This is a genomic window from Aquimarina discodermiae (assembly GCF_040786235.1).
GTDB lineage: Bacteria > Bacteroidota > Bacteroidia > Flavobacteriales > Flavobacteriaceae > Aquimarina.
This window is the reverse complement of sequence record NZ_JBFMKP010000006.1, coordinates 108899-131844: the sequence shown is the minus strand read 5'-3', so window position 1 is coordinate 131844 and position 22946 is coordinate 108899. Positions and strand designations below refer to the sequence as shown.

The window sequence follows — 22946 nt, the reverse complement described above, 5'->3', positions numbered from 1 at the left end:
GTAAATATTATTTTGAAGAAAGAATGGTATTATTCTTCACAAATGACCTCAATTGGATTAAAGCTTTAGAAATTAATCCAATTGAGGATAAACAGAGTTGTTTCTTTGATGAAATTTAGTTTTTAAGGATTTCACCACATCCAATTCTAGGCCCTGCAGCACCAGAGGGCTGAGAAGAAAAATCATCGGGACCTTCGTGAATAATGATTGCTTTACCTAAAATGTTCTTGGTTTCATCATCACAACCAATACACCATAAATCTGTTTTTCTTTCGATACTCCCATGACCATTACGACTAACAACGATATTTCCAATATCTCCAATATGAAAAGAATCTGAACCCCAGGCTCCGTGAGATACATTGGTAGGGTTCCAGTGTCCACCTGCAGAAGTACCATCGGCAGCGCTGCAATCTCCTTTTTCATGAATGTGTATTGCTTTATGACCGCTACCATCATAGAAAACATTAGCTACCATGGTTACAATTCCGTCTGTTTCAGAAAACACGACATTACCGACAAGGCCACTATCATTTTTCGAAACAATGATTGCAGTCGCTTTTAGTTCATCCGTGTCATCATCACAATCGCAAGATGTGAATAGTAAAAAGCAAAAAATAATAAGTCCAAAAATGTGTAAAACTTTTTTCATAATAAGTTGGTTTTAAGTTATTAATGTGGTGTATATAAGTTACAAATTCCCCGTTTTAAGAACTAGATTTTTATACAAACTTTAACCATGTTTTCATAGATTTATCCTATGATTTTTTTTAAAAGAGTAAATTCGTTTACTATAAAGTAAGTCTAGGGTTTGATTTAAATAGCATGTGTCATTGCTTATAGGTACATTTGATCAAAGAATGATAGCGAATAAACAATTAGAATATATATTGAGACATCCCAAACGTTTTATTGTTATTGGGGCAGTATGTATATGGTATTATTTTTCATTACCCAATCCATTATTTAACGATCCAACGGCAACGGTGTTAGAAACAGCTAATGGAGAATTATTAGGGGCAAAAATTGCAGCAGATGGACAATGGCGATTTCCAGAAACAGAGTGTGTTCCCAAAAAATTTAAGGCTTGCATTATTGCTTTTGAAGACCAACAGTTTTATAGACATCCTGGGTTTAATCCTGTGGCTATGTTGCAAGCAATAAGGGATAATATAAAAGCAGGAACCGTGGTAAGAGGCGGTAGTACAATTACCCAACAAGTAATTCGCTTGATTAGAAAGGGAAAGAAAAGAACATATGTCGAAAAATTTAAGGAATTAATACTTGCCACCCGATTAGAGATAGGTACCTCAAAAGAAAACATTCTAAAATTATATGCATCTCATGCTCCTTTTGGCGGAAATGTAGTGGGAATTGATATGGCCGCCTGGCGTTATTTTGGATTACCAGCATCTCAATTATCATGGTCAGAATGTGCTACATTGGCTGTATTACCAAATGCACCTTCATTGATTTACCCTGGAAAAAATCATACGAGATTATTGCAAAAGAGAAACCGGCTTTTAAAAACACTTTTACAACAAAAGACAATCGATTCTCTAACCTATGAATTGTCTATTAGCGAATCATTACCCCAAAAACCATATCCTTTACCGCAGATAGCACCTCATTTGTTACATCGAGTGACAAAGAAACAAGAAGGTAAAAGAGTACAAACCAATATTGATTTACTATTACAAAAACAAGTCAATCAAATTGTTGCAAAACACTATGAAATACAGTCGCAAAACGAGGTGCATAATATGGCAGTTTTGATCATTGATATTGATACCAGAAAAGTGCTATCTTATATAGGAAACACTTCAACCGATAGGGGACATCAAAAGGATGTAGATATTATTATGGCACCACGTAGTACAGGTAGTGTTTTAAAACCGTTTTTATATACCGCGATGATGGATAAAGGGGAGCTGCTACCCGAACAACTGGTAGCAGATATTCCCACAACTATTGCGGGATATACACCAGAGAATTATGATGAATCTTATAACGGAGCAGTGCCAGCAACAAGAGCATTGGCACGTTCGCTTAATATTCCTGCCGTTAGGTTGTTGCAGCAATATGGCTTGCAGCGTTTTAGAGATGAGCTAAATTCTTTTCAAATTAGAGATATACGATATAGTGGAGATCATTATGGATTGTCACTGATTGTAGGAGGAGCAGAAGGAAACCTTTGGGATTTGTGTAAAACATATAGTGGTTTGGCCAGTACTTTAAAGCATTATCAGAAATCCTCGGGAATGTATTTCGAAAATGAGTTTATGAATCCAGTTATTCATAAAACTGAAAAGGTTGATTTTGGAAAAAAAAGAAAACAAAAAAAACTATATGGAGCAGGAAGTATATGGTTGGCTTTTGAGGCTATGAAAAAAGTGAACAGGCCTTCTGAAGACGAAGCATGGGAATTTTATGACTCCTCTAGAGAGATTGCCTGGAAAACAGGAACTAGTTTTGGTAATAGAGATGCCTGGGCTATAGGTGCCAGTAGCAAACATGTTATAGGAGTTTGGGTTGGTAATGCTGATGGAGAGGGGAGACCCGAACTAACAGGTATTAATGCTGCTGCTCCCGTACTTTTTGATGTGTTTAATTTGTTACCTAATGCGAATTGGTTTCCTATACCTTATGATGATTTGACGGCAGTTACCGTTTGTACAAAAAGTGGTTTTCTGGCGAGTAATGAATGTCCTCAAAAAAATATATATGTTCCACCGTTGGGAGCAAAAGGACAACATTGTCCATATCATCGAATGGTACACCTGGATCAACAAAAAAAATATCGGGTAAACTCTTCTTGCGAACAGGTATCGAGTATGGTTCATGAATCCTGGTTTGTGTTACCTCCCTTGCAGGAATATTTTTTCAAATCAAATAACGCAACCTATCGCTCTTTACCTCCCTATAGAGAGGGTTGTATTAAAGAGAAAGAAACACCGATGGACTTCATTTTTCCGAAACCCAATAGCAGTGTATATCTACCCAAGGGATTTGATGGTAAAGCAAACGAGGTTGTTCTTAAAATTGCCCATATAAATCCAGAAACTACCGTATTTTGGTATATTGATGATCAATTTGTTGGAACAACATTACAATTTCATGAAATAGCAGTTTCTCCAAAGATAGGAGTACATCTAATTACAGTTCTGGACGAAAAAGGAAACGAATTAAAACGTAAAATTGAAATAAAAGAATAGTAGATTATCGTAAAGGGAACCCTTTTGCCGCCCACCATGGGTGTATTTCTATAACCAAACGATCCGCTTTTACCATAGGATCTGCATTGGCAAGACTATCGGCCATTTCTTGAGTAGGTGTATTATAAATAGTAATTCCTCTAATGTCTCCATCATCACCAAAAGGTCCGGAAATATCGGCATATCCTTTTTTGTACATTTCTCCCAGATGTGCCAGATGTAGATTTTGAAGACTATCTGTTTCTTCCTTGTTTTGAGATCGATTCCTACCTCTTTTCAAAAATGCGATAAAGTATTGTTGCATGATCACTGTATCACCTGTTTCCTCATCGACATAATCAAATATCTGGAAACCGTCTTTTTTTAGTTTTTCCTTAATCAATTTTACAGAAGGCTTAGTTTCTTTTTTAGGTGTTTCTGTGGTAGAAGTATCTTTAGGTTCTGTTATTTCCTGTTGTTGCTGACAGGCAAATAAGAAAAGCAAAACAAGCAATAATAATAGATTTTTCATGAGTTACGATTTTGGTTGTTTTCGAAGTTAAAATAGTGATTTTTAAAAGAAAATAACGGTTAACTAGCTTAACCTATTTTTTGAATTCAATTTTTATATGATGGTCTGTTTGTATACGTATGTTATTCTTAATGTCATTCCGAATTTATTTCGGAATCTAGCTACGGTCATAAGCAATAACGTATGATCAGAACCGGAAACTAGTTCTGGTTGATATCTACTTTTAGGTGTTCATTTTTTATAATAAAACACCCTGAAAGTACTTTCAGGGTGTGCTTAAATATCGATAGGATGAAATATTCAATAATAACTATTCGATTAGAAAACGTTTATTGATGGTATCGATATTTAATAGGTAAAAACTGGTTTTTAAGTTATCTATGTTAATCTGATGGTTAAAAGAGCCTTTTTGCACGGTTTGCCCTAGCATATTGATAATTTTATAGGTTTTAAAATCAAAGTTTTGAGTTTGGATTTGCAATCTTCAGTTTTTAATAGGGTTTAGGCTAATCGTAAAAAATATGTCTACATCAGTATTTTTGACATTGGCTTTTACAAGCCCTTAATCCTGTTGTTTTGTTATAGTAAAGCTAGGAAGAATATATAGCTTGTTTAGCAGATTTTACATAAACGACATGTTTAATTGTATAAAAGGTGTTTATTGATACATAAAGTGCAATATTAGGGGTAATGTAAAATAAAAAATCCTCTGTCTTAAAAAATCCTCTGTTTTTTTTAAGACAGAGGATAAAATGTTATACAACAAATAAAGTTCTGTTTTCTTAATTTGCTTTATATACGACTCCTACAGAAAATCCTGAATCTCTATTTTGGTTCCTACCCGTCATGTTTACTGCATATCCTCCAGAAATTCCAAAAGATTTATGGAAAGGAACATAAACATCAAAAAAGGCAGTAGCATAATCTACTTCTGTCTGAGGTAACCCAGCGGGGCCTCCTCCATCAACAAATTCTGGAGTTCCAATATCATATCCACTTAAAGAATTTTGTATTCCTATTTTGGCATGTGCATAGAACCATTTATTATAATATCCTAGCTTGGCACTATATAATAAGGCATTTGGAACATCTAAATCGTGATCAGGGTTTATGTTGTTCCTAAAACTATATAGCGCTTGTAACTCTAAGAAGAGATTAGATGCGGTTTTATATTGAGCAATAGCTCCGCCATCAACGGCAATAGCACCATTACCAATAGAAAGAATCCCTCTTTCTTCATAACCTCCTACAGGTACAGATGTTCCTAAGGTACCTCCAAAAGTAAATTCAGCATTGTTTTCGAATTGTTTTTTAAAAGCCCTTGCTTTTACAAACAAACTTAGGTCCTGCAAGCTATTGATTTCACTTTCTTGGTGAACTGGATCAGGTACATTGTTTTCGTTTTCTAGAGTAATATAAGGAAGTGTAGCAGTGGTAGATAACCAGTCTGATACACAGTATTCTGCATAAAGGCTATAGATGTTTGAAGATATTTTTCCCATCCCTGCTGGATTTCCAGGCGTAAGTTCTTTACCCCTATAAAAATTCTCAAAACTTTTACTAGCGTAAGAAACAGCTATTGTTAAATCGTTTTGTTTGTTGAAAAACCCGTTTAAAGGAGTTTGAGCAGAGGTTGTTAAAAAGACAAATACAACCATTACAGCTCCTAAAAGAGCTGTTTTAGATTTGTGTGACATTGATTTAAGATTTAAGTTAATCGAGCGCTTTAGTCGCAACTGAATCACCTTACCTTACTATCGAAAAAGTTAAAAATAAACTAAAAAAACAGCTATAATGTTAAAGTTTAAGCTAGTTTTTTCAAATTACCAATTTTTATATGGGTTTCTGCTAAGTTGAGCATTATAATAACGTGGATCTCCTGTAACTTCATTTCCTAACCAGTTTGGCTTTACAAATGTTTCGTTTTCATGTTGTAATTCAATTTCGGCAAGAATTAATCCTTTATTATCACCAAAAAATATGTCCACCTCGATGATATGCTTACCCATAGAAATTTCATGCCTGATTTTGTCAATAATACCTTTTTCACATAAATTAAGTAATTGTTCGGCTTCTTCTATTTTAAGTTCCTTTTCCCATTCAAAGCGAGAGGTGCCGGTATTGTTACTTTTTCCTTTAATGGTCAAAAAGCCTTTATCACCTTTAATACGTACCCGTACTGCACGTTCTGGATCAGAATTAAGATACCCCTGCACAATACGAGTACTTTTTTGTGCTTCTTTTATAAAAATATCAGAGGTTACCAGAAATTTACGTTCTATTTCGATCATTAGAAATTCTCTTAATTGAATTTCAAAAATATTCTTTTTTAAGGAGATAGTATATTCGTATACAAAGGTTCTATAAATTTTTGTTAACCTATTTGTGATGTATATTATTGCGATAATGCTTCAATCAATTTTTGATTTAGGCGTACAAAATCTTTGTTTTTTGATTTCTCAGACAGCTGTAAAGATTTTTGAGCTGCTGCGAGTGCTTCTTTTTCCCTATTCAGATCCTTAAGAATAAGAGCTTCTCTATATACCTGGAAAAATCTGGGATTAGACCCTTTGGTTACTTTCTGTATATAGGTAAGTGCGCTGTTTAAATCCTGTTGTGTTTGATGTAAGTATAACGCAGCTCGAAAATATTCACCATTACTGGGGCCAGACATCACTGTTTTAATGTTTTTTAAGATGCTATCTTTGTTTTGAGTAATAATAGGGATGGATATACCCGTGTTTTCCCAAAGAATACTAAGTTTTGCGCTATCCAGAGTGACATCATTTATTGCAATAGTAAAGCTTTCGGTTTTTTTAGGAGTTGTAAAGCTTTCGGTTGGTATAGTAGCAACTGGGGTATTGGTAATATAACTATTCCAATTTCTGGATTCATATGGATAAAAGTAAAGTGTCCAGGCATTTTCTTCTGGTTTGGTTAGGATAGTATAAGTCCCTTTTTTTAGAGGTGTATTAGCAATTACAACAGGATCAGAAAAAGTAATTTTGGTTGCCGCATTGGCACCGGTTCTCCAGAATTCACTGTAAGGTACTATGCCATCATCTCCAAAGATGATTCGGTTTCTGATATGAGGTCTTGAGTAGGTTACTTTAACTTCAGTAAGACCTATCATTTGGATGATTGTTGCTTCCGGACTAAGAGCAGGAGTGCGTAACTGTGCTTTTAATGAAGTAGTAAGAAAAATTCCTAAGAAGCAAAGAGTATATAGTTTATTCTTCATTTTTGATGATTTAAAAATTGTTATATTAGTTTTTGATAGATGATTGATTAAAATAAGCTTTGGGCGTAGCTCCCATTAGGCTTTTAAATGATTTATTAAAGGTGGTTTTTGAATTGAAACCAGCTTCTTGTGCTAAGCCAAAAAAAGTCATGTTTACAGCTTTTTCTGTTTTTGAAAGCGATATAAACTCTTTGATTCTATAATAATTGATATATTCAAAGAAATTCATGCCTATTCGCTCATTGAGTAAACGAGCCATTTCAGGATTGCTAACACCCAGCATTTGTGCCAATTCTGATTTTAATAATTTTCTATTCAGATACGGTTTCTTATACTGCATTAAGAGCTCCAGCCGCTCCTTTAAATCATCTAACTCTTTGTTTGAAAGTTTAGATAGAGCATATTTTTTAGAAACAAGAAGTGATGTAACCTTAAACAACTGTGGTTCTTTTATACTATAAAACGAAATGAAAAGAATAAGGATTGCAATACTAATCCATATTATTTGCCAGCTTATTTTGGTAAAAAAACCATAACCTATTACCCAATTTAAGAACATTAATGACCAACAAGACAGACAAATTCCGATAGCTATTAAAAAATTCATGAAAAACCTAGATTTTACCGTATAACTAAGTTCGTTTTGAATATTTCGTTTGAATTTTAAAAATATTCTTAAGCTTAATACCCAATAGGAAATGTTAAAAAGTAAACCTACGGCAATGAATAGTAATATAATTTTAAGTTGTATTCCACTTTCGGTTCTTTCTTTAAGGATCTCATCTGAAGGGATTATAAAAGCCACAGTAACAAAGAAATTATATATTAATGCAGGTAAATAATGAATCAATTCTTGATATGAAAAAGGTTTGTTGGATATACTAGATCGCGTAAATAGGTAAATCGTTGCACCAAATAATAAAGTAGCAAATTCTGAAAAAATAACCCAACGGTAATTATTAGAAACAATGCCAGAGAGATAAAGTGCACGGCCTGTCAAGCCTATTGCAAGCGCAAACACCAAAACAACGAGGTAGATATTTATGTTTTTCCTTACTTTAGAAAAAAAGTAAATAAATAGTAAAAACAAACTTTGAAAATATGCAAAATAAACAAGTTGATTTAAGAAGGTCTGCATAGTTTAGAATATCGTTTTTGTTCAAGATACTAGTTTAGGATAAATTGATTGACATGTAGTACCCCTTTATGATTCATTTTTAGGTTTTCTTTTCTAAAAGCTTCAAAGTCTTTTTTGCTATTCCAATGGGTAATCAATAAAATATCAGGGTTGTAGTGATACCCCATGGTGGATTTTCCGTTGGTTAATTGAAGGATGGTTGTGCCTCCTGTCAATTTTAACTTCTGTAACCAAAGCGTCATGAAGTTTTTGAATGAGCTATTTTCTTTTTTCCAATAAGCAGTTACCACATTGTATTTATCTTTATTAATAGTAAAAGAAATATCGCTAGGCATTTCATAATAGGTTAAATTGAATAAAGTCCATATATTTCTACGTTGCAGGTGAAAATCAGGTACAACACCTTCAATTTCTTCAATAAACTCTTCCCTGTTTTTTAAATTACTCCATTTGCTAAATATAAATGATGAGGGGTGTATATTACCTTGTGCATTTTCGACAATTTTAAAACTAGTTAAGGGTTGATATGTTTTTTTGAATGCAAATGGGAAAGCAGTTTTTTTATATTTTTCAAATGCTTTTTCAGTATCTGTTTTGGTTGTAAATAATAGAATGTCTAATATTTCACCTTTTTTTAAACTGATTGTTTTTATGTTCGATTGTGCGATAAGATCCGAGGTTAATATAAAGTAAAAGAATAGCGAAGAAAAGATTTTTAAATGCCTCATAAATTTTGATTTATAAATATTTGCAAAACAAAGGTAGAAGCGACCTACGAAAAAATGAAGGAAAACAAGGAGTTATAGGTATTGATACTGTATGCGTACTTAATTTATAGGCTATTTTTCATTAAAAGGAGTGTTGTGCTAGTTCTTTTATTTTTTCTGAAGAAATTCGGGTATCTAAAAATTCATTATTTGCTAGCCAAATCATACTCGAAACGATAGTTTCGGGTGCTATGGTTCTATATTTTTTGAAAGCGCCTATCAAAATAGGATTTAATAGTTTCATAAGTAATTTAAAAAAATACTCACCAGTTCTTTTTTCTTTACGATTTCCTCCGATAAGCGAAGGTTGTAAAATATGTGTTTTAGGAATAGGATAGTTTAACACAGCTTCTTCCATTTCGCCTTTGGTACGATTGTAAAATATGCTGCTTTTTGGGTTGGCTCCCAAAGCCGATACTACCAACAAAGTATTAATATTATTTTGAGAACAAAGTTTGGCTGCGGTAACAGGAATACCATAATCAATTTGATGATACAAGTTTTTGTCTGGTGTTTTTGAATGGGTCGTGCCAATACAGCAAAATACCTCATCGGCAACAAAGAGTTCTTTACTGTCTTCTAAGCAAAGAAGATCCACGATATATTCTGTAACTTTTGGATGTGATATTCCAATACTTTTTCTAGAAAACAGTTTAATTTTGCGATATCGATTATCCTCTAGTAATCTATCCAGTAGCATACCACCCGTTAATCCTGTTGCTCCTAGTATGATAGCTTGTTTCATGAGATGGTATGATGAGTTTATTGATACGATATAAAGATATTACAAATTAGAATGGCATTATCTGTTATTTTTGTAATGTGGAAGAAATGCTACCTCATAAAAAAATTATTCATGTCGATATGGATGCGTTCTACGCTTCTGTAGAGCAAATGGATAATCCAGATCTAAAAGGAAAGCCACTGGCCGTTGGAGGAGGAGGTAAACGTGGGGTGGTAAGTGCTGCCAGTTATGAAGCGCGTAAATTTGGAGTACGATCTGCTATGAGTGGCGCAATGGCAAGACGCCTTTGTCCAGATTTGATATTTGTTCGTCCGCGTTATGAAAGATATCAGGAAATCTCGTCTAAGATTAGAAAAATATTTTTTGAATATACAGACTTAGTAGAGCCTCTATCGTTGGATGAAGCGTATTTGGATGTTACTAAAAATAAAAAGGGAAACCCTAGTGCAACTTTAATCGCACAAGAGATAAGACAACAGATTTTAGAGAAGGTGGGTCTAACTGCCTCTGCTGGGATTTCGATCAGCAAATTTGTTGCTAAAATCGCAAGTGATTATAACAAGCCTAACGGGCAAAAGACAGTGGACCCAGAAGAGGTTATCGAGTTTTTGGAAGAGCTGGATGTTAAAAAGTTCTACGGAGTGGGGAAGGTAACCAGAGATAAAATGTATCAAATGGGGATTTATACGGGTAAGGATCTAAAATCTAAAACCGAAGAATTTCTAACCCAACATTTCGGTAAATCAGGAGGGCATTATTTTCGTATTGTTCGGGGGATTCATTTAAGTGAGGTAAAACCTAATCGAGAACGCAAATCACTGGCTGCCGAGCGAACATTTACAGAGAACATCTCTTCAGAAATTTATATGCTTGAACGATTGCAAAGCATTGCAGAAGAACTACAAAAACGTCTAAAAAGAAGTAAAGTTTCAGGTAGAACGGTTACTTTAAAAATTAAATACAGCGATTTTAGTCTGCAAACCAGAAGTAAAACCTTACCCTATTATGTAAGTGATGCCACCATTTTATTAGAAACGGCAAAAGAGCTATTGTATCAGGATACTATGAAAGACTCTGTAAGGTTGTTAGGGATTTCACTTTCAAATTTGAATACCGGAAAAAAAGACACACCAAAAAAAGAAAAAGAAGAGGTAGAGATTATTCAGTTAAAATTTGATTTTTAACCATCTTAAATATTACACAACACCTCTGCAGCTCTTTTTAAGGTATCATCTGTTTTTGCAAAACAAAATCGTAGTACTTTGTCGTCTTGTTGGTTAAGATTAAAGACAGAGACAGGAATCGAGGTAATTTTATGTTCTTTTGTTAATCTTTCAGCAAATTTTATATCGTTTTCATCAGTGATTGTAGTATAATTTAATAACTGAAAGTAAGTTCCTTTAGATGGGATATAGGAAAACCTGGAATCTTTAATTAATGATAAGAAAGTATCTCGTTTTTCCTGATAAAACGAAGATAGAGATAAGTAATTATTGGGTGTTTTTAGATACTCTGCCAAGGCATATTGCATAGGGTGGTTACAACAGAAAACATTAAACTGATGCACTTTTCGAAATTCTTCCATCAATGCTTTAGGGGCAATGCAATATCCCATTTTCCAACCCGTCGTATGAAAGGTTTTTCCAAATGAAGCAGTAATAAAAGTGCGTTCTGCTAATCCTGCAAATCGTGCTGCACTTTGGTGCTTTTGTCCATCAAAAACAATATGTTCATATACTTCGTCACTAAGTAAAATAATATTGGTGCCGCAAAGGAGCTTTTCTAGCTGAAGCATATCTTCCTTAGATAACACAGCTCCACCTGGGTTGTGTGGCGTATTAATAATAACCATCTTTGTCTTCGAATTGATCTTGGACGCAACTTCTTGCCAATCAACAGTAAAACTAGGGGCAGATAACTGTATAGGAACGACCGTTCCGCCAAATAAAGTAATGGCTGGCTCATAAGAATCATAAGCAGGTTTAAAAATAATGACTTCGTCTCCTTTAGAGACACAGGCCGCGATTGCTGTAAAAATAGCTTGTGTAGCTCCATCGGTCACTGTAACCTCGGTTTCGGGATGATAATTGCTTCCATAAAGAGAGTTAGTTTTATGAGCAATTGCCTCTCTTAATGATAACAAGCCAGGCATTGGGGCATATTGATTATGCCCTTTTAACATAGCTTGATGCACTAATTCTATTAATCTTTGATCTATTTTAAAGTTGGGAAACCCTTGTGATAGATTAATAGCATCATATTTTGAAGCAAGTTGACTCATAACCGTAAAAATGGTGGTGCCAACATTGGGTAGTTTGGATTTGATGTTTTGCATGCTCTAAAATAGTACTTATTTTGATTTAAAATGCTTCTTTTATCTGCTTTAAATCATGCAAAATAGGATCGATCTCTTTTTTATTTTTCTTTCTTTTTCTTTTAATACCTACAAAGCTAACACCTATTGCCCAACCAAATGTGAGGGTGTATGCCCAAAAGGAAAACCAAAAGTCAGCATCTTTAAGAATGGTCTGAAAGTAGGCAAAAAGAATAGCAGTCAATAAAACAGAATAGACAGGCATATAAATATTAGTAATCCATTTATAATAGGATAGTTTTTTGATCATAATAGTAGCAAAAGATTTTACATTTTTGTCTAATTCAGGGGTCTTCCAAAAAAGCACACGATACCAAAAGATCCCGATGGTAAAGAGTATTAAGATTGCAAGACAAAACAGACTTCCATAAAAGAGGGTATTCCCTTTTTCATAAGCAGTCCATAACCAACCCACCATAAAAATTGTAGGGATAAATAAAATGCTGGATATAATATTGCCTGTTATAATTTTGCGTTGTAGTTTTTTTAATCTTTCGATCAAAGAATTCGAATCATTCTTTAATTCTGTTTTGGTAGTCTTGACTGATTTCCAATCCTTTTTTAGTTTATCAAAATCATTCATTGTTGTATATTTTTAAGAGTTTCTTTTTCGTTCTGTTAATGCGTGCCCCTACATTACTGACTTCGATACCTAGTACATCTGCAATTTCTTTATAGCTTAATTCTTCGAGAACCAAACTGATTAGGATACGTTCTTCTTCCTTTAGTTTTTGTACACATTGCATTAGTTTGTTCACTCGGCATTCTTGCTGAGTTTCTGTAGTATCAATATTTTCGATAATATTTTCTGGGATACTATTTCCAAACAATTGCTGGTGCGTTTTGTTTTTTTTATTAAAAGTGATGGTCGTATTAAGGGTTACACGATATAGCCAGGTGCTAAGTTGGGCGTTTCCTTTAAATTTGTTTAAACCATTCCATACATTAATCAACACTTCTTGATAAAGATCTTCGACCGAATCTTTTTCGTATAAGTATGCATAACAAATACGATAAATTTTATCTTTATGAAGTGTAACAACCTCTGTAAATAGTTGTTCTCTCTCCTTGTTTTTCATTTATTTACTTATAAAGTTGGTTGCCGAAGTGTAAAAAGTTTCTGGGTTGTCTAACATAATAAAATGTTCTGCTTTTTCAATCATTTCGACAGTACAACTCGAACAGTTTTTATATTGTTGTTTATAAAGCGACAATTTGGTGTCTTTGGTAAAATTAGGAAATTGTGGGTGAATTTTATTCCAATTCGTCATTACCAAAGTTGGGATTTTGATGGCCGCGATAGCTATTCTTATGTCGTTACTCATCATTTCGAAAGCAGTAATACCCAGTGTTCTTCGGTCTGATTTTATAGCATCCTTCAGTACGTCATCAATCTTGGTGGTGTCCCGAATCATTCTAGTAAGCACGTTTTGAAGGTTTTGTTTAAGGGCCTCATCATTCATGTTTAAGTAAGAATCTTTCATAGATGTATAAGATGATTTGACCGTTTCTTCGGTAATACTGGGATTATTAAGACCCGCTAGAAATGGTAACGCATCTACCACTATAATTTTTGAAACGATAGTTTCATTATCAATAGCCAATAATAAAGACATAAATCCACCAATACTATGCCCCATTAAAATGCTGTTTTTGGATCTATGTTTAGTAATATATTTTATTAGATCTTTTTTGATAGTAGCTAAGATGTTATCTTCGGTAACAGGAGGTACTCCACCGTACCCGGCCAATGTAAAAGTATGAATTTCATAAGTATCTTTGAACTTGTTTATGGTTTCTTTCCAGACGTTGGCAGAACAGGATAAACCAGGAAGTAAAAAAAGAGTTTCTCCTTTACCTTCTACGGTAACATCAAATGAGTTATGGTGTGTTGTTTTTTGTGCCCAAAGAGAACAGGTTAAAAGAAAGCTGATAAAAGATAGTTGTAATGTTTTCATGATGATACTATTTATAATTTACTCTTTTAGTAAGGCCGATTTCATTTTATTACATCTTTATAGAAAATTTTATAAAAAATAGAGAGAACCAAAACAAAGTAGAATCTGTTTTTTAGGTCAAAAATTAAGATTTAAGTCTGGTAAGAGCTTCTTGTTAAATAATATACTTTTCTTCTTTATATTCATTATAAATAGCGAAATAAAGACTCTATAAAACTTGGCTAAAATGGCTTTGAACCCTATTTTTGCGCAACAACTAATTAAACATTTTAATAATGAGTGGATTGATAAAATCTTCAATAGCTAGAAAAGTTGCCATGGCATTATCCGGACTCTTCCTAGTTTTCTTCTTATTACAACACTTTACCATCAATTTTACTTCAATTTTTAGTGCAGATACATTCAATGACTTATCTCATTTTATGGGAACCAACCCAGTGGTTCAGTTTGTCTTACAACCTGTACTTATTTTTGGGGTGATTTTTCATTTTGTAATGGGGTTTGTATTAGAACTTAAAAATAAAAACGCTAGAGCGGTTAAGTATGCTAAGTATAACGGAGGGGCCAATGCATCCTGGATGTCAAGAAATATGATTTATTCTGGATTGGTGATTCTTGCATTTTTAGGATTACATTTTTATGATTTCTGGGTTCCAGAAATTGTGTATAAGTATGTAGAATTTGCTCCAGAAGATCCAACTCGTTATTACGGAGAGTTATTACACAAATTCGAAAGTCCGATCCGTACAGGATTGTATGTAATTTCATTTGTGTTTTTAGCATTGCACTTATGGCATGGATTTGCATCTTCATTCCAGTCTGTAGGATTTAATAATAAGTATTCTGTAGCTGCAACAAAATTTGCTAAGGCTTTTGCCATAGTAATACCTGTAGGGTTTATTATTGTTGCTTTAGTACTTCATTTTACGCATTAAAAACACCACTAGTATGTCAATTTTAGATTCTAAAATACCAGAAGGTCCACTGGCAGATAAGTGGACAAAACATAAAAATACCATTAACCTGGTAAATCCAGCCAACAAGCGTAATATCGATGTTATTGTTGTAGGAACTGGATTAGCAGGAGGAAGTGCTGCTGCTACATTAGCAGAACTTGGCTATAATGTAAAGACATTTTGTTATTCTGATTCTCCACGTCGTGCGCACTCGATTGCTGCACAAGGAGGAATCAATGCAGCAAAAAATTATCAAGGAGACGGTGATTCTGATTACCGTTTATTTTATGATACCGTAAAAGGAGGAGATTATAGGTCTCGTGAGGCAAACGTATATCGATTGGCAGAGGTTTCTGCAAACATTATTGATCAATGTGTTGCACAAGGAGTACCATTTGCAAGAGAATATGGAGGGTTACTAGATAACCGTTCGTTTGGAGGAGTATTGGTATCTCGTACATTTTATGCAAAAGGACAAACAGGTCAGCAGCTATTGCTAGGAGCATATTCTGCCATGAACCGTCAAATCAATAGAGGAAAAATACAGTCTTTTAACCGTCACGAAATGTTGGATTTGGTGAAAGTAGACGGAAAAGCAAGAGGTATTATCGCTCGTAATCTGGTTACAGGAGAAGTAGAGCGTCATGCTGCACATGCAGTGGTGTTGGCAAGTGGAGGATATGGTAATGTATTTTTCTTAAGTACCAATGCCATGGGAAGTAATGTGATGGCAGCCTGGAGAGCGCACAGAAGGGGAGCTTTCTTTGCGAACCCATGTTATACTCAAATTCACCCAACCTGTATTCCTGTATCGGGAGACCATCAGTCAAAATTAACATTGATGTCAGAATCATTGCGTAACGATGGACGTATTTGGGTGCCAAAACGAATAGAAGATGCAAAGGCAATTAGAGCGGGTAAATTAAAACCAACACAATTGTCTGAAGAAGAAAGAGATTACTACCTGGAGCGTCGTTATCCGGCATTTGGTAACCTGGTACCTCGTGATGTAGCTTCTAGAGCAGCAAAAGAGCGTTGTGATGCTGGTTTTGGTGTCAATAAAACAGGAGAAGCTGTTTATCTTGATTTTGCTTCTGCGATACAACGTTACGGAAAAGAAAAAGCATTAACTTCTGGTATAGAAAACCCTTCTGCAGCAGAAATAACTAAGCTTGGTGAAGAGGTAATCGAGAATAAGTATGGAAACCTTTTCCAGATGTATGAAAAGATCGTAGACGAAAATCCATATAAAACGCCAATGATGATCTATCCCGCGGTACACTATACTATGGGAGGATTATGGGTAGATTATAACTTACAAACTACGGTTCCTGGATGTTATGCGGCAGGAGAAGCAAATTTCTCTGATCATGGTGCTAACCGATTAGGAGCTTCTGCATTGATGCAAGGTCTGGCAGATGGATATTTTGTATTACCATATACTATCGGAGACTATTTGTCTAAAGATATTCGTACGGGAAAAATACCAACCGATACTCCAGAATTTGATCAGGCAGAAAAGGAAGTAACCGATCGTATCACCAAATTAATGGGTGGATCAGGACAGCATTCTGTAGATTATTACCATAAGAGATTAGGTAAAATCATGTGGAACAAGTGCGGAATGTCTCGTAATGAACAAGGATTAAAAGAAGCGATCGATGAGATTGCAGCATTACGAGAAGATTTCTGGAAAAACGTAAAAGTGCCAGGAACTGCAAATAGCATGAACCCAGAATTAGAAAAAGCAGGAAGAGTTGCAGATTTCTTAGAGTTGGGTGAGTTATTTGCAAAAGATGCATTACATCGTAATGAATCCTGTGGAGGGCATTTTAGAGAAGAATCTGTAGAGCAAGAAGGAGAGCAAAAAGGAGAAGCACTACGTGATGATCAAAACTTCAAGTATGTTGCAGCATGGGAGTATAAAGGAGAGCCAAAAAATGCAGCCTTGCATAAAGAGGAACTTACTTTCGAAAATATTGAATTAAAAACACGTTCTTATAAATAAAAAAGCTATGAATCTTACACTAAAAATATGGCGTCAAAAAGATGCTAAGTCTCAAGGAAAGATAGTAGAATATCCAATATCTGGAATTGAAGGAGACATGTCTTTTTTAGAAATGTTAGACGTGTTAAACGAAGAATTAATCAACAAAGGTGATGAGCCTGTAGTATTTGACCATGACTGTAGAGAAGGTATATGTGGGGCTTGTTCATTGCAAATAAATGGAGAACCACATGGTCCAGACCGTTTGGTAACTACTTGTCAATTGCATATGCGTATGTTTAATGACGGGGATACCATCTTTATAGAACCTTTTAGAGCCAAAGCGTTTCCTGTTGTAAAGGATTTGATGGTAGATAGAGGTGCTTTTGATAGAATCCAACATGCAGGAGGATATGTTTCTGTAAATACTTCAGGAAATACCATAGATGCAAATGCAATCCCAATTAATAAAGAAGATGCAGACGATGCTTTTAATGCAGCTACCTGTATTGGTTGTGGAGCCTGTGTTGCAGCTTGTAAAAACGCATCTGCAATGTTGTTTACTTCTGCAAAAGTTTCGCAATATGCGCTATTGCCACAAGGTAAAGTAGAAGCTACAGAACGTGTACTGGCTATGGTAAACCAAATGGATGAAGAAGGTTTTGGTAACTGTACTAATACAGGGGCTTGCGAAATAGAATGTCCTAAAGGAATTTCTTTAGAAAATATTGCTCGTATGAATCGTGAGTATTTAAAAGCAAGTTTGAAAGGGTAACTATCTTTTTATTAGAAAATAACTTTTATAATATATCAGCCCCCTAATCAATGCATGATTAGGGGGTTGTTTTTTGCTATATTTACAGACCATAATAAAAAATTAATGAAACATATAGTATCGCGCGCCACAGTTTTGATCTTTGTTATTCTTGTAAGTTTTTTAAGCTGTAAATCTAAAGCACAGGAAAAAACAGAAACTGAAACTTCTAAAGAAACCAGTATCAGTCAAAAGGAAGAGATTACATCTTTATTTGATGAAGCTGCATTGATAACAAGGTTAAAAGAATTGTCATCTGATCGTTACGAAGGCCGTAAAACTGGTGAAAAAGGAAATGCTCTTGCAAGAACTTTTATCATAAACGAATTTAAAAAGTTAAATGTGCTACCTATAAAAGATTCTTTTGAGCAATCTTTTAATTTTAGTCATAAGAATAAAGAATACCCACATGCAGGAATTAATGTTTTGGGAAAAATAGCAGGGACCGTACATCCAGATAAGTATATAGTGGTAAGTGCACATTATGACCATCTGGGTATAATAAATGATAAAATATACAACGGAGCCGATGATAATGCCTCTGGAGTTGCTGCTTTGGTATCGTTCGCAGAATATTTTAAGAAAAACCCGCCAAAACATACGGTGATTTTGGCCGCGTTTGATGCAGAAGAACTAGGTTTGGCAGGAGCAAAGTATTTTGTTGAAAATATGCCGATTGCCAAGGATGATATTGTTCTGAATATCAATATGGATATGATTAGCAGAAATATAAATAATGAATTGTATGTGGTGGGAGCTCGATACAATGATATTTTAAAAAGTGTATTAAAGGATTTTAAGAACCCTACAGATATCAAATTATCACAAGGCCATGATGGGTCAGATGGCAAAGATGATTGGACCAAGGCGTCTGATCATGGACCTTTTCATAATATAGATATTCCGTTTCTTTATTTTGGTGAAGAAGATCACCCCGATTATCATAAGCACACCGATGAGTTTAAAGGTGTAATGCCTGTGTTTTATACCAAGGTAGTTAAGCTTATTATTTCTGTATTTGCAGAGGTAGATGTTACTTTATCTAAATCTAGATAGATATAGGTTCATTTTATTAATTTGTTACCACTTATTACTGCGTATTGAACGCAACCACTTGCAGGAAATTCATCTAATAAATAAATATACTATTTATGATGAATAAAGTAGTGACGTTTATTTTAGTCGGATTAACAATTTTAAGTTGTTCAAATGATGATGATGAATCCTCGAATGATAATTGTGGGCTTACAACAATAATTAGTGCTAAACAATATTCAGATGCTCCATCAGACCAATTGACAATTAATAGTTTAACTATTGAAAATAATTGTTTAAAAATTAATTTTGGTTCAAGTGGATGTAGTGGAGATAGTTGGGAGCTTAAATTAATTGATTCAGAGGATATCCTAGAATCTATGCCACCTCAAAGAAACTTAAGATTGTCGTTAAAAAATGAAGAAGCATGTCAAGCTTTCATTACAAAAGATATAACTTTTGATATTTCTAGCCTAAAGGTTGATGGCAATCAAGTACAGCTAACTATTACTAATTCTGATGAAAGTGTTTTGTATGAGTATTAAAGGACAAACTAGAACAAAACCTAATTTAAAAGGTAACATTTATAGTACTATTGACACTTACTAATAGAACTCCAAACCTGCAAGTAATTTTTTTTATCTATTTCGTAATGGTAATAAAGTAGCTTTTGAGAGTTCTTTTAGTTTTCTTGTTAATGTTTTGTATAACAGGATATTATTGAGGTATTAAAATGTTTTTTTTGAAAAATTAGGCGGAAATCGAAAAGCCTTTAATAGAGTAGGTGCTTAAAATAAATTTAAATTAGGATGAACAAATTATCGATAGGTGTTATTAAAAAAGGAGAATTGAAAATTATTTCTAAAAAATCTTTATGTTCAGTGGTTGGAGGAACAACTAGACCCACTTTATCAGAAATTTCAATAACAAAAGAGAGTAACGAATCAATAATTAATGAGCTCTAAGTATTTTATTAAAACGTACAATAATTTAAGTTATTCTTGAATTATTGTACGTTTTGTGAGGTAGTTTGTTCTGTATTAAATAAAGTATCCTTCTTTTTTACTTGATAGGGTGCTATCGCCAGATCCTTTTTAATAATAATAGCATCATTTACAACAAAAGGTTTAGGCATCATATTTTTATCTCTTTCCGGTATTGAAAAAAGGTCATTGGTTAATAGATCAAATGAAGATTCATATACGATAAATTTTGGTAATGAATCTTTATGAAAAGTCATTTCAAGTTCGAGAGGTTCATTATTTATGGCGTGATAACTCAATAAATTAGAACTCCACCTTTTGGTAAAAGCATTATAAGTAGTACCACTGTACTCAAAATCACGAGATGTCACTTTATTTGCATACAATGTATCAAAATTAAATAGGGTTTCTGTATAAATGTCTATTCGCTGCATATCCCTTTGTGGAGCGATACATAGATTAAGATGTCTTTGGTTACCAATGAGGGTGTCTTTACCAATTTCTAATTTGGGATATACAATATTTTTTATAGGTGCTTGATTTGCATATTCAAAGGACTTCCCATATTTGCTCTGAAATGCATTTGTGTTGGTATAAGTGGCAGCAATGTTCTCTTCTGGATTAATGTAGTTTTTGCTCCAGTTGTCGAGTGTTTTGTCATAAGTTGCCCAAACTGCTTTATTTTGATTAGCATCCAAAATATAGACCAGACTATTGGGTTTTTGCCTTTTTTCTGTAAAATCTGACTTTAGATGTGATCCTATTAAAAAGACTAAACCTAAAAGAAGAGCTAAGTTTCCGATTAGTCTTTTTCGTTTATAAAACCCAACCACGGGTAGTAATAAACCAAATAGTAAAACGGTTAAAACTGCAGAAACGAATAAGATTTTAAGTCCAAGAGCTACTGGAAAAGAGGCAATAAACGGTGCAAGAATATAAATTGCCGGAAATACCAATAACACCATTAAAAATGGATTAGGTTGTTTTTGTCTAATAATAACAAACAAGGATACCAACCCAAAAAATACCATCATTATAAAATAACTGGCACCTTTTAGATATAAAGCTGCTAGTGTACATAAAACTAACCATATCAATAAAGGCCCAACTAACAAGCTAGCTTGATTTTCACTTTTATTAATTCTTGCATATACTTTAAAGCATATACCAATAGATAAAAGAACAAATATAGAAATGTACTGATAGCCGTTGTAAGTGAATCCATGTTGAATTTCGCTATAATGCGGATAAATAAGCCCTAGTAATTGCCATCCTCCATACGTTAAACCTCCGGCAAGGATGAGGCACAAAAGAAAGGCACCTGTGCCAAAGAGTGATTCTTTAAAATCAATTCGATAATTAAATTTTCCGTAAACAATTAATACTATAAATAAAAGAATGGCTACTAATAGAAGTCCATATATCCAACTAAAAGGATATTTAATCAGCTTAAAAATCGGAGCATTAAAATAAATGTAATCACGATCAGAAGAAAGCGATGTAATATTGGTTTCAGAAAAATAAGAAAGAAGAGGCATTAAATAACTTCCCTGGTGTTGTAAAGTGTTTAGGTCCATATTTTCCCAGGTATCATTGGCGGTATGATAATCAAAATGATCATCAATAAATGCAAAATTAAAGCCTTCGATATTGCCAAGTTCTCTGCAAACGGTTAGATCGGTGTCATTTGGTAACATTTTATAGATACTATATGCCAGAGAGTTGGTAACAGGGTATTGTACACCTGCTTTAGAAAACTCATCAATCATTTTACCGTTTTTTCCATTGGTTTCAATAAGCATGTAGGAGTTACCGCCACTACCTCTCGCCTCAAAATTGAGAATAAGTCCTGCATTTTTTGCCCAAGGGTGTTTATTGGTAAAAAGCTGTGCCCCGTTAAGCCCAAGTTCTTCACCATCTGTAATACAAATGATAATATCATTTTTGGGGACTTTATTGGTTGCCAGATAGGCTCGTACCCCTTCTAATATAGTAGCTACACCACTACCAGCATCGCTGGCTCCATAAGAGGAATGAGGCGAACTATCATAGTGGGTCATGAGTACTAATGATTTAGAAGAATCACTTCCTTTAATTTTGGCAAGTATGTTATGAGGTTTATTGACGTTTCCTGTTTTTGAAACTGTAAAACCTGTTTGAATTTCTGGCTGTAATCCTAGTTTTTCGAGTTCACCCACGATATAATTTCTGACCGTTTTATTGGATGCGCTTCCAAGATAATGAGGTTTCTTGGATATGTTTTTAACATGTTCTAATGCTCTAAGAGTAGCAAATTCTTGTGTTGGAGTTTTTAAGTCTGTTAATTTTTGTGGCTTACTGCCATAAAAAGTATAGAATAATGAAGCGAGTATAAGAAAAAGTGTGAGTAGAGAGGGAAACTTTCGCATTTGAACTTTGATTTAGGTTAAAGGTAAGAAATACACCACAAATATTAAACCTATTCTGGTGTAATGAAGCGTAGCTTTCGAGAATTACTGTAAACCGGTAATTAAATTAGGTATTGAGCGTTTGCGTAAAGAAAGTCTATAGAATTTGTAGCGTTCCAAAAACTTTATAAACTGTGTAAAATATAAACCATTTGATGCTATAGTGGGGATTTTTTTCTGCTTTCGAGAAGAAGATAAGGAGATGCTGTACAAAGTGTAACTAGCAATAAATTAGAAGTTTATTAGGAGAACTTATTGCAAATAGTTATATTCAAGATTCACTAAAACACTAATATCATGGGAATAATAAGTTTTCAGGGAGCTCGTTCCAAAACAAAAAAGCAAAATGAGACCCCCATAAAAGTTTCAGATTATATGTCAAAAGATTTGATCACCTTTAGTCCGCATCAGTCTGTAATGGAGGTTATAGAAACCTTGGTTAAACATAGAATATCAGGTGGTCCGGTTGTGGATCAAGACAATAAATTATTAGGAATTATTTCTGAAGGGGATTGTATCAAGCAATTAAATGAAAGTAGGTACTATAATATGCCTATTAATGATGCCCGCGTAGAAAAATTTATGGTGAAAAATGTAGAAACTATCGATGGAAACTTAAATATTTTTGACGCTGCCAATAAATTTTTACAAACAAAAAGAAGACGTTTCCCTATTATAGAAGATGGTAAATTGGTAGGGCAGATTAGTCAAAAAGATGTTATGAAAGCTGCGCTGAAAATGAACAGTCAACATTGGAGAGATATCTAGAAGTACT

Annotated in this window: 23 protein-coding genes; 9 read left to right on the top strand and 14 right to left on the bottom strand. The window is 34.1% G+C overall.

What is annotated here, in order from left to right; all coding sequences use genetic code 11:
* Nucleotides 1-115: 115 nt before the first annotated feature.
* Nucleotides 116-652, bottom strand: coding sequence for a superoxide dismutase family protein (locus ABW636_RS05330; RefSeq protein WP_367588922.1), 537 nt, complete (start codon nucleotides 650-652; stop codon nucleotides 116-118).
* A 208-nt stretch (nucleotides 653-860) separates the two neighbouring features.
* Between ABW636_RS05330 and pbpC the strand changes: the two genes are divergently transcribed.
* The gene (gene pbpC, locus ABW636_RS05325; protein ID WP_367588921.1) at nucleotides 861-3215 is read left to right on the top strand and encodes a penicillin-binding protein 1C; all 2355 of its coding nucleotides are present in this window, start codon (nucleotides 861-863) and stop codon (nucleotides 3213-3215) included.
* Between the two features lie 4 nt (nucleotides 3216-3219).
* Here the strand turns inward: pbpC and ABW636_RS05320 are convergent, their stop codons facing one another.
* The 8 genes from ABW636_RS05320 to ABW636_RS05285 form a co-directional block, all read right to left on the bottom strand.
* On the bottom strand, nucleotides 3220-3726 hold the full coding sequence (locus tag ABW636_RS05320) for a YciI family protein (protein ID WP_367588920.1): 507 nt from the start codon (nucleotides 3724-3726) through the stop codon (nucleotides 3220-3222).
* 310 nt (nucleotides 3727-4036) lie between these two features.
* A complete protein-coding gene (locus tag ABW636_RS05315; protein WP_367588919.1) occupies nucleotides 4037-4207 on the bottom strand; it encodes a T9SS type A sorting domain-containing protein in 171 nt (56 codons plus the stop codon).
* A gap of 301 nt (nucleotides 4208-4508) precedes the next feature.
* The gene (locus ABW636_RS05310) at nucleotides 4509-5423 is read right to left on the bottom strand and encodes a transporter (RefSeq protein WP_367588918.1); all 915 of its coding nucleotides are present in this window, start codon (nucleotides 5421-5423) and stop codon (nucleotides 4509-4511) included.
* A 126-nt stretch (nucleotides 5424-5549) separates the two neighbouring features.
* Nucleotides 5550-6017 carry a CYTH domain-containing protein gene (locus ABW636_RS05305; protein WP_367588917.1) on the bottom strand — a complete coding sequence of 156 codons (468 nt, stop codon included), beginning with the start codon at nucleotides 6015-6017 and terminating at the stop codon, nucleotides 5550-5552.
* A gap of 104 nt (nucleotides 6018-6121) precedes the next feature.
* Nucleotides 6122-6967, bottom strand: a complete 846-nt coding sequence (locus ABW636_RS05300; protein WP_367588916.1) for a DUF2911 domain-containing protein — start codon at nucleotides 6965-6967, stop codon at nucleotides 6122-6124.
* A gap of 25 nt (nucleotides 6968-6992) precedes the next feature.
* The gene (locus tag ABW636_RS05295) at nucleotides 6993-8105 is read right to left on the bottom strand and encodes a helix-turn-helix domain-containing protein (protein ID WP_367588915.1); all 1113 of its coding nucleotides are present in this window, start codon (nucleotides 8103-8105) and stop codon (nucleotides 6993-6995) included.
* A gap of 29 nt (nucleotides 8106-8134) precedes the next feature.
* Nucleotides 8135-8833 (bottom strand): hypothetical protein, encoded by a 699-nt coding sequence (locus ABW636_RS05290; protein ID WP_367588914.1) that lies wholly within the window; start codon nucleotides 8831-8833, stop codon nucleotides 8135-8137.
* A 121-nt stretch (nucleotides 8834-8954) separates the two neighbouring features.
* Nucleotides 8955-9617, bottom strand: coding sequence for a Rossmann-fold NAD(P)-binding domain-containing protein (locus ABW636_RS05285; protein WP_367588913.1), 663 nt, complete (start codon nucleotides 9615-9617; stop codon nucleotides 8955-8957).
* Nucleotides 9618-9703: 86 nt separating this feature from the next.
* On the opposite strand from ABW636_RS05285, the gene dinB reads away from it, so the two are divergent.
* Nucleotides 9704-10801: a DNA polymerase IV gene (gene dinB, locus ABW636_RS05280; RefSeq protein WP_367588912.1), complete on the top strand. Its 1098-nt coding sequence runs from the start codon at nucleotides 9704-9706 to the stop codon at nucleotides 10799-10801.
* Nucleotides 10802-10806: 5 nt separating this feature from the next.
* On the opposite strand, the gene ABW636_RS05275 is transcribed toward dinB, so the two are convergent.
* From ABW636_RS05275 to ABW636_RS05260, 4 genes are read right to left on the bottom strand one after another with little or no spacing between them, the layout of a single operon-like run.
* Nucleotides 10807-11952 (bottom strand): methionine aminotransferase, encoded by a 1146-nt coding sequence (locus tag ABW636_RS05275; RefSeq protein WP_367588911.1) that lies wholly within the window; start codon nucleotides 11950-11952, stop codon nucleotides 10807-10809.
* A gap of 25 nt (nucleotides 11953-11977) precedes the next feature.
* Entirely contained in the window at nucleotides 11978-12574 is a 597-nt protein-coding gene (locus ABW636_RS05270; protein WP_367588910.1) for a hypothetical protein, read from the bottom strand.
* Nucleotides 12567-13070: an RNA polymerase sigma factor gene (locus tag ABW636_RS05265; protein WP_367588909.1), complete on the bottom strand. Its 504-nt coding sequence runs from the start codon at nucleotides 13068-13070 to the stop codon at nucleotides 12567-12569. Before ABW636_RS05265 ends, ABW636_RS05270 begins: the two co-directional genes overlap by 8 nt.
* The gene (locus ABW636_RS05260; RefSeq protein ID WP_367588908.1) at nucleotides 13071-13949 is read right to left on the bottom strand and encodes an alpha/beta fold hydrolase; all 879 of its coding nucleotides are present in this window, start codon (nucleotides 13947-13949) and stop codon (nucleotides 13071-13073) included.
* Nucleotides 13950-14224: 275 nt separating this feature from the next.
* Here ABW636_RS05260 and ABW636_RS05255 point away from each other — a divergent pair, with 275 nt between their 5' ends.
* The 6 genes from ABW636_RS05255 to ABW636_RS05230 all read left to right on the top strand — a co-directional run bounded on the left by ABW636_RS05255 (nucleotide 14225) and on the right by ABW636_RS05230 (nucleotide 19706).
* The gene (locus ABW636_RS05255; RefSeq protein ID WP_367588907.1) at nucleotides 14225-14884 is read left to right on the top strand and encodes a succinate dehydrogenase cytochrome b subunit; all 660 of its coding nucleotides are present in this window, start codon (nucleotides 14225-14227) and stop codon (nucleotides 14882-14884) included.
* Nucleotides 14885-14897: 13 nt separating this feature from the next.
* The gene (locus tag ABW636_RS05250) at nucleotides 14898-16913 is read left to right on the top strand and encodes a fumarate reductase/succinate dehydrogenase flavoprotein subunit (protein WP_367588906.1); all 2016 of its coding nucleotides are present in this window, start codon (nucleotides 14898-14900) and stop codon (nucleotides 16911-16913) included.
* A gap of 7 nt (nucleotides 16914-16920) precedes the next feature.
* On the top strand, nucleotides 16921-17667 hold the full coding sequence (locus ABW636_RS05245; protein ID WP_367588905.1) for a succinate dehydrogenase/fumarate reductase iron-sulfur subunit: 747 nt from the start codon (nucleotides 16921-16923) through the stop codon (nucleotides 17665-17667).
* Nucleotides 17668-17772: 105 nt separating this feature from the next.
* Nucleotides 17773-18762, top strand: a complete 990-nt coding sequence (locus tag ABW636_RS05240) for a M28 family peptidase (protein ID WP_367588904.1) — start codon at nucleotides 17773-17775, stop codon at nucleotides 18760-18762.
* 95 nt (nucleotides 18763-18857) lie between these two features.
* A complete protein-coding gene (locus ABW636_RS05235) occupies nucleotides 18858-19286 on the top strand; it encodes a hypothetical protein (RefSeq protein ID WP_367588903.1) in 429 nt (142 codons plus the stop codon).
* Between the two features lie 264 nt (nucleotides 19287-19550).
* Entirely contained in the window at nucleotides 19551-19706 is a 156-nt protein-coding gene (locus ABW636_RS05230) for a hypothetical protein (RefSeq protein WP_367588902.1), read from the top strand.
* A 41-nt stretch (nucleotides 19707-19747) separates the two neighbouring features.
* On the opposite strand, the gene ABW636_RS05225 is transcribed toward ABW636_RS05230, so the two are convergent.
* Complete coding sequence (locus ABW636_RS05225; RefSeq protein WP_367588901.1) at nucleotides 19748-22132, bottom strand: M28 family peptidase; 2385 nt, start codon at nucleotides 22130-22132, stop codon at nucleotides 19748-19750.
* A gap of 336 nt (nucleotides 22133-22468) precedes the next feature.
* On the opposite strand from ABW636_RS05225, the gene ABW636_RS05220 reads away from it, so the two are divergent.
* Entirely contained in the window at nucleotides 22469-22939 is a 471-nt protein-coding gene (locus tag ABW636_RS05220; RefSeq protein WP_367588900.1) for a CBS domain-containing protein, read from the top strand.
* Nucleotides 22940-22946 lie beyond the last annotated feature (7 nt).